We start from the raw sequence: 12,209 nt of genomic DNA, 5'->3' as shown, positions 1-12,209 counted from the left end.
CTCCCTCCGTCAAACCTGAGAGAACGCTATCTCGCGGCACCGACATTCGGCTCCCGACGGGCCCTGCCGTCCGCCTCGCCGTCCGCCTCTCACGCCACCCGCTTCCACGTGGCCGAGCACGCCTCCCTCGGCGGCGAGCTCGCGGGGCTGAGACACAGCTGCGCCGACACGCGCTCGACGCCGCCGCCCCTCTCGTACACCGGCAGCGAGCGGTTCCTGTTCCCGCAGTTGCGGTTGGTGGCCGCCTCCCACCGTGCCACGACCCGCCGGTCGGCGTCGCCCCTGAGCCTGAGCAGCAGGATCACCCAGGTGCAGTTGCGGTCGTTGTGCTTGTCGGTGACCGTCGGCACGATGACGGTCAGCTTGCCGTCCCTGATGGTGGCGGTGACCGCGGCCCAGTTGCCTCCGGGTCCGGAAACCGTGACGGCCGAGCCCGCGTACGCGGGCGCCGGCGGGAGCGCGAGTGAGGTCAGCAGGACGGCGGTGGCGATGGGACGTCTCAAGGTCATCTCCTAGGGGCACGAACGCTGGTAGGCCAGTCCGTCGGTCAGCCGCATCCACTCCTTCTCGTCCAGCTCGCGACGGACGATGCCGCAGGCGGCCGCCACGGGGTCGCGCAGCACGGCCATGTGCGGCGCGAGGTCCCGCACGACGGCCTCAGGCCCCGGCCCGACGGCGAGCATCCGGGTCCCGTCGGCGCTCATCGTGACCTCGTCGGCCGCCGGCAGCGCCGCGTACCTGCGGGCCTGGCCCGACCCCTCCACGTGCCACAGGGTGACGGGGCCGCCGCCCGCCCCCGTGTACGCCACGGCCGAGCCGAGGGCGAAACCGACGGACGACACCACGGGACCGTCGTTGCCCAGGTCGGCCAGGTGACGCGGCCTGGCCGGGTCGGAGACGTCCCAGAGCCTGGCCAGCTTCGCGCTGCCGCCGGTGAGCAGCCGGCGACCGTCGGGCGACAGGGCGGCCGAGACGATCCCGGAGGGGTCGGCGGCGAAGGCGGCGGCGGGCACCGGCCTGCGCGGGTCCGCCAGGGTCCAGAGCCGCACCACGCCCCGGGCGTCGCCCGTGACGGCCAGCCGCCCGTCGTCGCTGATCACCGCGGCGTCGACGGAGGCGGAAGCGCCGGTGGAGGCCGGGACGCCAACGGAGGCCGGGACGCCTCCCGGGGCCGTGACGTCCGCAGGGGCCGGAGTGCCCGCCGGGGCCGGGGCCCCGACGGAGGCGGGGACGTCCGCAGGGGCAGGGGCGTCGCCCGGGTCGTCCGGGCTCGCGATCGGCGGCAGCCGTACCGGGGGCGAGGTCGGGGCGGGCCACAGCGTCGTGGTGCCGTCCTCGGTGCCCGCCAGCGCCCGTCCGCCCGCCGAGGCGACCGCCGTGACCCTGGCGCCCGGCGGCAGCAGCCGCGCGGCGGCGCCCTCCGTCCACCGTACGGCGCCGCCGTCCACCCGTCCGGCCAGCACCGCCGTACCGTCCAGGGCCAGCGCCGACACCTGCCCGGCGTCCTCGGCGAGCGCCGCCGCCTCGGTCAGCCGGCCGGCCCCCATCTCCCACAGCGTGACCGCGTGCTCGGCCGTCACCGTCACCAGCCGTCTGCCGTCTCGGGCGAGCACCCCGCGCCCGACGTCCGGCCGCGGCACTCTCGCCAGGACGGCGGGCGGACGCAGCCGCGCGGTCCCCCACAGCACCGTCCTGCCGTCGCTGTCAGCCGTCACCAGGTCGGAGGTGACGGGGTCGAAGGCGGCGGCCACGATCCCGCCCGTGCCCGCGCCGACCACGGCCCGCTGCACCGGAGCGCCCTCGCCCACCTCCCACACGATCGTGCGCCCGTCGCCGCCCGCCGTGGCCAGCAGCCTGCCGTCGCCGCTGAAGGCCACCGCCTTCACCCCGGAGGCGTGCCCCGCCAGGTCGGCCAGCGGCCTCGGCCGGGCGCCCTCGATGTTCCACAGGTAGGCGCGCGAGCGCCGGCCGCTGGTGGCGATCGTCCTGCCGTCGGGACTGACCGCGACCGCCCACGTGACCTGCGCCTGCTCCCCCTCGGCGGACGCCGGCGTGGTGAAGCTCCCGGCGGCCTTTCCCGGCGTCCACAGCAGGCACGCGGTGAACCTGGAGCAGGCGACGACGCGCCGCCCGTCCTTCGTGAAGGCCACGGATCTGACCGGATCGTCCTGGTGCGTCGGCAGCGTGGTCGCGGGCTGGTCGTCGCCCACCGGCCACACGTGCGCGCCCGCGGCCGTGCCGAGCGCGAGCCGCCTGCCGTCGGGGCTGAAGGCCAGCGCGTAGATCCTGCCGAAGCCAGGCTCGAACGTGGCCGTCCGTGCCCAGCCCGCCACCTGCCAGAGGATCACGGTGCCGTCGTCGCCGCCGGTGGCGAGCGTGCGGCCGTCACCGCTGAAGGCCGCGGTCCGCACGTGTCCCGTGTGGCCGCGCAGCGAGGCGACCCGCACGGGCGCGTGCGGCCTGGAGGTGTCCCACACCTCGGCCGTCCCGCCCATGCCCACGGTCGCCACCATCCGGCCCCGTGGGCTGAAGGCCAGGCCCAGCAGACCGGGGCCGGCGCCCTCGAGCCTGGCCGAGTAGAGGGTGCCGGCCAGCAGCCCGACCAGCGCGGCCCGGTGCCGCTCGCCCGGCTCGATCGCGAGCGCGGCGAGCCCGAGGCGGAGCGCGACCGGCGGGTCCGTCTGGACCTGGGCGTTCGCCTGAAGGACCAGGGCCCTGGCCGTGGCGCTCCGGCGGGCGGCGTCGGCGCTGCCGTACAGGTGGAGGGCGATGCCGCCGGCGGCCACGGACAGGACCAGCAGGACGCCCAGCACGGCCGACAGCAGGACCCTGCGCCTGGCGCGGCGGCGGGCGGCCAGTGCAGCGCGCTCCTCCGCGGCGGCGGAGGCGTCGAGGAAGGCGCGGGCGGCCGCGCCGAGCCGCCTGCCCTCGGCCCATTCGCGGGCGAGCGCGAGCCTGGACCCCCGGTACAGCCCCGAGTCGTCGCCCTCCCACGCCGCCGCGGCGGCCACGAGGTGCTGCTCGACGAGCAGGCCCGCCCGGTCGGAGTCGAGCCAGCCGCGCAACGCGGGCCAGGCCGCCAGCAGGGCCTCGTGGGTGATGGTGACCGCCGGCCCGTCGATGGTGATCAGCCGGGCGCCGCCGGAGGCGAAGGCGTCGATCACCTCGCAGGCCGCCAGCGCGTCGGGCACCTCGGCCAGCAACCGGTCCAGCTCCACCCGCCGCCGGGTGTCGTCGGTGCCCTCCCCCACGTGGACCAGGCGGGTGAACACCGCGCGGGCCTGCTCCCTCGACGGCAGGGCGTCCAGGACGGCGTCGGCGGTGGCGGCCAGCGCGCCGTGGATGCCGCCCGTGGCCTGGTAACCCGCCACGGTCAGCGCGGCCCCGCGCCGCCGCTGCCAGGTGACCAGCAGGGCGTGGGAGAGCAGCGGCAGCCGCCCCGGCTCGCCGCCCAGGTCGCGCAGCAGCAGCTCGACCAGTCCGGGCTCCACGGTCAGCCCCGCCGCCAGCGCGGGCCGCTCGACCGCTTCGCGCAGCCCCGCGGCGCTCATCGGGCCCACGACGACGGGCCCGCGTTCCAGACCCGCCCTCAGCTCGGGTACGGCGGCGCACCGGCCGAGGAAGTCGGCCCGCACACCGAGCACGACCCGCCCGCGCAGGTCCGGGATCCTCCCCGCGGTGAACGCCTCCTCGAACTGGTCGACCACCAGCACGTCCACGTCGGCGGGAACCGGCTCCGACGGTGTGATCACCGCCACCGAGGTGCCCGCCGCGCGCTGCCGGAGCGCGGGCACCAGCCCGGCCCGTAACAAGGACGACTTGCCCGAGCCCGACGCGCCCGTGACGATCAGCGGCGCCGGGTCGTCCAGGCGCCTGACCAGGGTCTCCACCAGCCGTTCGCGGCCGAAGAACAGCGGCGCGTCCGCCGTCCCGAACGCCTCCAGCCCCTTGTACGGCGGGCCGTCGAAGGGCGGCGGCCGCTCCCGCCGTCCCAGGACGCCCGCGGTGTGGGCGGCGCGCAGCAGCACCAGCTCGCCCACCCGCCCGGTGGTGCGGACGCGCGGCACGGGAAAGCCCGCGGCGGGCAGTTCCCTGCTCAGCCGGCGGTGCAGGCCGGCGAGGGTCAGCACCGGCGGCGGCGCGGCCAGCAGCCGCAGCAGCGCGCCGCTGAAGGCGGTGTGGCGCAGGCCCTCGGGCGCGAAGGACGGCTCGCTGCGCCCGGCCGAGGTCAGCACGAAGGCGCCGGAGATCTCCGCCACGTCCCACGGGTCCGACATGCCGTCGATCGCGCGGCCCGAGAAGCAGCAGTCGAGGACGACGACGAGCGGGCCTTCGACGTTGTCGAGCAGGTAGCGGCGTAACAGGTCGTACGGCAGCGCCGTGTGCTCGAGGCCCAGGACCCCCGAGACGGTCCCCGCCGTCGCCAGGTGGAGCGCCCCCCGCCTGCTGACCAGGCCGTGCCCGACGTAGTAGACGATCAGCGGCCCCTCGGCCGACGCGGCGGCGGCGATCGCGTCGCCCATCTCGCGGGGCGAGGCCGGATCGAGCACCACCCGCACCGACGCCAGCCGGCACCTGGTCAGCAGCGCCTCGCGCAGGTCGGCGAGCGTGCGCGCCACCGACGGCAGGTCGGGCAGGTCGGAGCCGGAGCCGTGGGTGCCGGTGCCCAGCAGCAGCGCGCTCGCGCCGGCGAAGTCTCCGGCCGTCACGCGTCGGCCCCCCTGGGGCGGAGGTGGCGCCTCATCCCTCCTGGATAGCTCAGCCGGCTTGCAGCGCCCTTGCCGTCTCCCTCAACTTCGACAAGGCGAGACGCGCGTAGGCCGGCGAGGCGCCGGCCAGCCCGCAGGCGGGTGTGAGAACCACCCGGCGCTGCAGTTCCTCGGCGGCGAACCCGAGCCGCTCCCACAGCTCCACGGCCGGCTTGGCGATCACCTTCAGGTCGGGCAGCCGGGTGTCGACGCCCGGCACCACGCCCAGGAAGAAGTCGACGCCCGCCTCGACCGCCTCGCCGATCGGGTCCTCGTCGCGCCGCGACAGCAGCGCGGCGTCCAGCGAGATCGCCCGCACGCCGGCCCTGCGCAGCAGCGCGATCGGGGCCCTCGGCGCGCAGCAGTGCACGATCGCGCCGGGGAAGAGCCGCAGCGACTCCTCCACCCGCCACTCCTCCACCGCGGGCAGCCTGCCGAACCCCGAGGCCGTCGGCACGGTGCCCGCCAGCACGCCCGGCAGGCCCGGCTCGTCGAGCTGGAGCAGGATCTCGGTGGCCCCTGGCACCCTGCGGCGCACGGTGGCCACATGGTCGGCCACCCCCTGGGCGAGCGAGGCGGTGAGGTCCCTGACGGCGCCCGCGTCGGACAGCATCTTGTCGCCGTGGCGCAGCTCGATCGCGCCCGCCAGTGTCCACGGCCCGCACACCTGCACCTTCAGCGGCCCGGTGTAGCCCTGCGCGACCTCTTCGAGGCCGTCGAGGTCGCGCGCCAGGTGGTCGACGGCCCTGCGGTGGTCGCGGCCTGGACGCGAGGCCAGCCGCCAGCCCGAGGGCTGGACCTCCACCGGCAGGTCGACCAGCAGCGCCGCCGTACGGCCCGCCATGTCGGCGCCCACGCCCCTGGCGGGCAGCTCCGGCAGGTACGGCAGGTCGGGCAGCTCTCCGAACACCGTCCTGAGGGCCTCGAGATGGTCCTCGCCGGGATGGGATCCGACACCGGTTGCGCCAAAAGACATGGCTCCAAGCCTAGAGCGGCGGCCGAGCCGCCATCTCCACCCCGCCCGGCACTCCCAGGTGTCGCGCTCCACGCGGCGCCCGCGCCGATCCGGGCAAAGGGCCCTGAACTATCGTGGGAAGGTGAAACTCACCAAATATGGCCACGCCTGCGTCAGGATCGAGAAGAACGGCAAAGTGCTGGTCATCGATCCGGGCGTCTTCACCGACGCCTCCGCCCTCGACGGGGCCGACGTCGTCCTTGTCACACACGACCACTTCGACCACGCCGACCGCGACAAGCTGGCCGCTCTCGCGCCCGAGGTGTCGATCTGGACGTGCGAGGGTGTCGCCTCAGGCTCGGCCGAGGGGCTCGATGCCCACGTCGTACGGCACGGCGACGCCTTCGAGGCCGCCGGGTTCGAGATGAAGGTGTTCGGCGAGTGGCACGCCGCCAACCACCCCGACCTGCCGGTCGTGGACAACGTGGGGTTCCTGGTGGACGGGGAGGTGTTCTACCCGGGCGACGCGTTCACCGTGCCGCCGGTGCCGGTCGGGACGCTGCTGGTGCCGACGGGTGCGCCGTGGTTGAAGCTGGCGGAGGTGATCGAGTACCTGCGCACGGTGAAGCCCGCCCGGGCGTACTCCACGCATGACGCGCTGTACAGCGAAGCGGGGCTCGGGCTGGTGGACAACTGGCTGAGGATGGAGGCGGAGAAGCAGGGCGCCGACATCCGCCGCCTCGCGGTCGGCGACTCCGCCACCCTGTCCTGACCCGGGTCTTCCCGCCGGGCCGTCAGGCGGCCGTGGAGATGGTGGCCGAGCCGATCACCGTGTCGCCCGAGTAGAGCACGGCCGCCTGCCCGGCCGCCACGCCGGTCGCCGGCCGGTCGAGCGCGACGACGAGCGTGCCGTCGCGCTCCTCGTAGCGGCAGCCGTACACCTCGCCGTGCGCCCGGAGCTGCACCGACAGGTCGTCGAACCGGTCGGGCCCGTTCCACACCGGCCGGACGCAGACGATCTCGGAGACCTGCAGCGCCTCCCTCGGCCCGACGGTCACCGTGTTGGACACCGGCTCGATCGACAGCACGTAGCGCGGCCTGCCGTCGACGGTCGGACGGTCGAGGTGCAGGCCCTTGCGCTGGCCGACCGTGAACGCGTAGGCGCCCTCGTGCGTGCCGACGACCGCGCCCTGCTGGTCGACGATGGCGCCGGGCTCCTGACCGAGCCGCTTGGCGAGGAAGCCTCGCGTGTCACCGTCGGCGATGAAGCAGATGTCGTGGCTGTCGGGCTTGTCGGCGACGGTCAGGCCGCGCCTGGCCGCCTCCTCGCGCACCTCGGCCTTCGTGGAGCCGCCCAGCGGGAACATCGCGTGCCTGAGCTGCTCCCTGGTGAGCACGCCGAGCACGTAGGACTGGTCCTTGCCCTGATCGACGCTCCTGGACAGCACGCCGTCCTCGAGCTTGGCGTGGTGGCCCGTCGCCACCGCGTCGAACCCCAGCGCCAGCGCCCTGTCGAGCACCGCCGCGAACTTGATCTTCTCGTTGCAGCGCAGGCACGGGTTCGGGGTACGGCCGGCGGCGTACTCGGCCACGAAGTCCTCGACCACGTCGCGCTGGAAACGCTCGGCCATGTCCCAGATGTAGAACGGGATGCCGATGACGTCGGCGGCGCGGCGGGCGTCGCGGGAGTCCTCGATCGTGCAGCAGCCCCTGGCGCCCGTGCGGTGGGATTGCGGGTTGGCCGAGAGCGCCAGATGCACACCGGTGACATCGTGACCGGCCTCGGCGATCCGAGCGGCGGCCACGGCGGAATCGACGCCGCCCGACATGGCGGCAAGCACACGCAGTCCCATGACGTTTCGAGACTACCGTCCACGGGCGGCTCCTCGACCCTCCGGGGAGACGTCGCGGCGGAGGGACGGCGAGGGGCGGGGCGGGGTGGGCCGGGCGGCCGGCCACCGGAGCGGCGGGGCGACACCGGCGGGAGCGGATACCGGCGGGCTGACACCGGCGGAGATCGGCTCGCCGGGCGGGCGGAGATCGGCGAGTTACGCGCCCGCGAGGTGCGAGAATGCTGGGTTATGCGACTGTTCGGGCGCAAGGACGACGACGAAGAGGCCGGCGAGGCCGGCGAGACCGGCGACGCGCTGGCCGAGTTCTGGGAGTGGTGGCGGGAGACCAGGCCCCAGATCGACGCGCTGGTCGAGGCCGGCGAGGCCGAGCGGCTGTCGGAGCTGATCGCGCCCGCGGTCACCGCGATCCATCCCGGCCTGGTCTGGGAGGTCGCGCCGGGCAGGCAGGCCCAGCAGGCGCTGGTGGTGACCGCCGCGGGCGACCCCGAGCTGCGCTCGCTCGCCCACCGGTGGTCGAAGGGCGCGCCGGAGACCGACGCGCTGTGGGAGTACCACCCCTCGCGCCAGGCCAACCCCGAGGCGATGGAGCTCACGCTCGACGTCGGCGGCTACGAGTTCGCGCTCGACAAGCTGCTGCTCGGGCTGCGGGTGCCGAGGGGCAACCCGCGCATCGACATCGCGGCCTTCCACCCCGTCTTCGTCATGCTGGACGAGGACACCCGTATGGAGGCCACCCTGCTGTCCCTCGACTGGCTGCTCGGCGAGGACGACGTGGCCAGGTGGGTGGGCGAGATCACTCCGGCGACGTTCCAGCCGATCGACTCGGTCGAGGCCGTGCACCTGCCCGCGGTGATCGCCGACCTGGCCACCGAGTTCGCCGAGGAGCAGTGGGTGCTGCTCGAAGGGCAGACCGCGGGCGGCGCGCCGCTGATCGCGACGGCCCGTTTCCCGCTGCGCCCCGTCGACCACCCGCTCTACGACCAGCACATCCAGATCACCCTCCCCTACGCCCACGCCGACGAGAACGGCCTGCCGGTGGGCGAGTCGCTGACGGCGTTGCGGGAGTTCGAGGAACGGCTGGCGGCCAGGCTCGGCAGGCAGCACGCCGACGGGGTGCTGGCGGCGCACCTGAGCGCGGAGGGCGCCAGGGTGATCCACGTCTACGCCGACCCGACGGGCGAGGCGGCCATCCACGCCAAGGAACTGATCGTGAGCTGGGAGGAGGGCCAGCCGCTCGTCGACGTGGTCACCGACCCCGGCTGGACGGCGGTCGCCCCCTTCCTGTCCTAGAACGCAGGGCACAGCAGTCTGCGGGCGGAGGTGCGGGGCCGCCGCCTCGGTGCTCTGGTACGGCTGCGGCCGGCCGTACCAGAGCGTGAGGGGTCAGCCCACGGCGTACGCGCGGGTGATCGTCTGGGTCACGCTCGCGCCCGCGCTGTCATGCGCGCTCGCCCGGAGGGAGACGAACCCCGCCGTGCCGGGGTTGGGCACGGCGGCGGTCCAGCCTGATCCGGTGCGGACCACGGGGATGCGGCGCCAGGTGGTGCCGTCGTCGGTGGACATCTCCAGCCGGACGGACGTCACCTCCGCCTTCGCCGCGCCGGGGTTGCGTTCGACGGACAGCGGCAGCCGGGTCAGGGACGCGGGCCTGGCGCGGTTGTGGTCGTCGAGCCCGGCGGGGGTGTAGCGCACGGCCATCAGCGGGAGCGGCTGCTCCGTGGTGGCGGTCGAGGACGGGAACGTCCAGGTGGCGTCCACGCCGGTGGAGAGGGTCGAGTACGGCACCTGCCGGCGCGCCGAGGCGGTCAGCGTGTAGGTGGCCTGCCCGGCCGGCAGACCGGCGTGGAGGCGGCACGACTCGGACAGGTAGAACACGCAGCCGGTCAGGTCGGTCCTGGCGATGACCTGGCCGTCCTTGGTGAGGGTGGCGCTGCCGGTGGCGGCGCTGTCGGAGCCGGCCCGGCCCGCGCCGCCGTCGGCGAACAGCCCGGCGCCGGAGAAGGTCAGCTGGTCGCCGGTTCGGCTGCCGCCGGGGGCGGGGAACGACGGCCCGGTGACCGCCGCGTTCCAGACCTCGCTGGTCTGGCCGCGACCCATGAGCCTGCCCGCGTCGGCGACGACGGCGGTGCCGACGTCGAGCATGCTGTCCCACACCAGCCCGGGGGTCCGGTAGTGGGTGATCGTGCCGGGCAGGTCGATCGCGCCTGTCACCGGGGTCACCATGCCCGGCCGGCCACGGAACCGCGGCCCGGTCGCGGGCCGGCCCTTCGCGGCCACGCCGGAGGCCCGGTAGGTCGCCGTCACCTTGGCCAGGTCGTTCTTCCTGGCGTGGTAGGACAGGTCGTCGGGGAAGCCGCCGGTCCGCTGGTCGACGAGGTCGTAGACGTACGGGCTGGGGGACACGTCCTTGCTGCGCCACACCGTCCTGAACCTGGCGGTCAGCCCCGGCTGGCGGGTGGGAACGACGTACACCTCGGTGTTGGGGTCCCAGCCGTGGACGCCGGACTGCGTGGTCCACGGTCCATGGCCGATGCTGATCTCGAGCGCGGGCCCGGTGGCGGCGGTGGGGTCATCGATCGTGACCCGCATCGGCCTGCCCTGGCGCGCGTCCACCGTTACCTGCTGGTCGCCGTTGTCGACCTTCACCGGGGTGGCGGCGATCGTCAACGCGTCGCGCTCGGGGACCTCGCTGTAGAAGTTCCAGTCGCCCTTCGGCAGGCGGAGCTTGGCCACGCCGTCCTTGACGGCCGGCATGCGGACGTCGCCGGTGTCGGCGTCGTAGACCTCGGCGACCCATGGCCTGGCCGGCCGGCCCTGCCTGTCGACCAGCGTGATGGTGACGTCGTAGGACTCCGGCTCGACGTAGCCGCCGGCCGGCGTGCGGACCACCGTCTCGCCGGAGCGGGCGGTGACCGTCCCGGGATAGTCGCCCGGCGCCTTGCCGGTCGCGTCGATCGTCAGCGTGACCGACGCCTGGCCCTTGGCGGGCACCTCGAGCCGGTCGGCCGACAGCTTCAGCACCTCGCCCTCGGCCGCCAGGTCCAGGGTGACCGGTGTGTCGCCCGCGTTGGCGTAGGTGATCGTCCTGGTCGTCACCCGCTCGCCGGTGCCGTTCCACGGGAAGGCCGCCCACACGCTGCCGGTGGTCGCCGCGACCGGCTGCTTCAGCGCGCGGACCAGGTCGACCAGTCCCGCCCCCTGCTGGTACGGCCCGGCCCCCTGCTGCGGGGCGGCGCTGCCGACGAGCGCCGCCTTCAGCTGCGCGCCGGTCCATTCGGGATGCCGCTGGGCCAGGATCGCCGCCGCTCCCGCCACGTGCGGGGACGCCATCGACGTGCCGCTGTAGGCCACGTAGGGGCCGTCGGCGGTGCCGGACGCGGCCGCCGCCACGATCTCCACGCCGGGCGCGGTGACGTCCGGCTTGATCGCGTGGTCGCTCACCCGTGGCCCGGGGCTGGAGAAGTCCGCCATCCGGTTCTGCCTGTCCACGGCGCCCACCGTGAGCGCCGCGTCGGCGCTGCCCGGGCTGCTCACCACGCCGTGCGGAGCGTCGTTGCCCGCCGCCACGACGAACAGCGTGCCGGTGCGCTCCGACAGCGTGTCGACCGCCTGCTCCAGCGGGTCGAGCTCCATGGAGTCGACGTCGCCGAGGCTCATGTTGACGACCTTGGCCTTGACTTCCATCGCCGCCCACTCCATGCCCGCCAGGATGGCCGAGTCGACGGGTCCGGCGGCGGTGCCCACCTTGCCGATGACCAGCTTGGCCTCCGGCGCCACCCCGCGGTACTTCTCGCCCCTGCCCGCCACGATCGAGGCGACATGGGTGCCGTGGCCGAGCGTGTCGCGGACGTCGGGGTCCTCGCTGAAGTTGCGCGCCTGCACCACCGCGTCCTTCAGGTCCGGGTGGTCGGGGTCGTAGCCGGAGTCGAGCACGGCGACCGTGACGTCCTTGCCGGTCAGGCCCTGCTGCCAGGCCTGCGGAGCGCCGATCTGCTTGACGCTCTGGTCCAGCGAGAAGGAGCGGCGGCCGTCCAGCCACAACTTCGTCCTCCCTGCCGCCGGCCGGGCGCCCCCGCCCACCAGGCCCTTCCACGCCTGCGCCGCGCCCGCCTTGGGCACCCGCGAGGCGCTCATCCCGAGTCCGGACAGCTGCCGCGTCTGCCGCGCCCCCTGCGGCACCAGGGCGGCCTGGCCACCCGTCGTCTGCGAGATCACCGGGATGTCCGGGGTGTCGGCGTCGCCGTACCGCCAGGCCAGCAGCTGGGTCACGTCGAACAGCCGCCGGTCCAGCACGCCCTCGGCGATGAGCGGACGGGCGTCGGAGGGGATCACGTACAGATGGCCCCCGCGCACCTGACTGGTGAAGCTCACCTCCCTGCCCGCACCCGGCTCCACGCGGTGGCCATGGCCGGTCACCACCACGCGGTCGCCGGTGATCAGGGTCACGCTGCCCGTCTGGGCGGCGCCGCCGACTGCCTTCTCGGTGTCCGCCGGTTGTCGCGGTGCCGGCGTGGAGCCGACCGTGTCCGCCGGTTGCCGCGGTGCCGGCGTGGAGCCGACCGCGTCCGACGGTTGCCGCGGTGCCGGTGTGAAGCCGACCGCTCCGGCGAGCAGAGCGGCGACGAACGACTTACCTAAGGTCATCAGCCACCT

7 protein-coding genes are annotated in these 12,209 nt (G+C 74.6%); 2 read left to right on the top strand and 5 right to left on the bottom strand.

Annotated elements, in window-relative coordinates:
* Positions 1 to 89: 89 nt before the first annotated feature.
* The 3 genes from ACWENQ_RS00275 to ACWENQ_RS00265 are packed head-to-tail and all read right to left on the bottom strand — an operon-like array spanning position 90 to position 5,724.
* A complete protein-coding gene (locus tag ACWENQ_RS00275; protein WP_452412437.1) occupies positions 90 to 503 on the bottom strand; it encodes a hypothetical protein in 414 nt (137 codons plus the stop codon).
* A 9-nt stretch (positions 504 to 512) separates the two neighbouring features.
* On the bottom strand, positions 513 to 4,709 hold the full coding sequence (locus tag ACWENQ_RS00270; RefSeq protein ID WP_452412436.1) for a caspase, EACC1-associated type: 4,197 nt from the start codon (positions 4,707 to 4,709) through the stop codon (positions 513 to 515).
* Positions 4,710 to 4,758: 49 nt separating this feature from the next.
* Positions 4,759 to 5,724, bottom strand: a complete 966-nt coding sequence (locus ACWENQ_RS00265) for a methionine synthase (protein WP_354909767.1) — start codon at positions 5,722 to 5,724, stop codon at positions 4,759 to 4,761.
* 121 nt (positions 5,725 to 5,845) lie between these two features.
* Between ACWENQ_RS00265 and ACWENQ_RS00260 the strand changes: the two genes are divergently transcribed.
* On the top strand, positions 5,846 to 6,475 hold the full coding sequence (locus ACWENQ_RS00260) for an MBL fold metallo-hydrolase (RefSeq protein ID WP_354909770.1): 630 nt from the start codon (positions 5,846 to 5,848) through the stop codon (positions 6,473 to 6,475).
* 22 nt (positions 6,476 to 6,497) lie between these two features.
* Here the strand turns inward: ACWENQ_RS00260 and mnmA are convergent, their stop codons facing one another.
* Positions 6,498 to 7,556: a tRNA 2-thiouridine(34) synthase MnmA gene (gene mnmA / locus ACWENQ_RS00255; protein ID WP_452412434.1), complete on the bottom strand. Its 1,059-nt coding sequence runs from the start codon at positions 7,554 to 7,556 to the stop codon at positions 6,498 to 6,500.
* A 228-nt stretch (positions 7,557 to 7,784) separates the two neighbouring features.
* On the opposite strand from mnmA, the gene ACWENQ_RS00250 reads away from it, so the two are divergent.
* Positions 7,785 to 8,846, top strand: coding sequence for a DUF695 domain-containing protein (locus tag ACWENQ_RS00250; protein WP_452412432.1), 1,062 nt, complete (start codon positions 7,785 to 7,787; stop codon positions 8,844 to 8,846).
* 93 nt (positions 8,847 to 8,939) lie between these two features.
* Here the strand turns inward: ACWENQ_RS00250 and ACWENQ_RS00245 are convergent, their stop codons facing one another.
* Positions 8,940 to 12,200, bottom strand: a complete 3,261-nt coding sequence (locus ACWENQ_RS00245; protein WP_452412431.1) for a S8 family serine peptidase — start codon at positions 12,198 to 12,200, stop codon at positions 8,940 to 8,942.
* Between the last annotated feature and the right edge of the window lie 9 nt (positions 12,201 to 12,209).

The organism is Nonomuraea sp. NPDC004354 (assembly GCF_053602555.1).
Note: the sequence above shows the minus strand (reverse complement) of the source record. Positions and strands in the feature narration are given on the sequence as shown.

Excerpts from the sequence above, each read along its gene's own strand:
- ACWENQ_RS00250 (WP_452412432.1), top strand. The coding sequence starts at position 7,785 with ATGCGACTGTTCGGGCGCAAGGACGACGACGAAGAGGCCGGCGAGGCC.
- ACWENQ_RS00265 (WP_354909767.1), bottom strand. The coding sequence starts at position 5,724 with ATGTCTTTTGGCGCAACCGGTGTCGGATCCCATCCCGGCGAGGACCAT.
- ACWENQ_RS00245 (WP_452412431.1), bottom strand. The coding sequence starts at position 12,200 with ATGACCTTAGGTAAGTCGTTCGTCGCCGCTCTGCTCGCCGGAGCGGTC.
- mnmA (WP_452412434.1), bottom strand. The coding sequence starts at position 7,556 with ATGGGACTGCGTGTGCTTGCCGCCATGTCGGGCGGCGTCGATTCCGCC.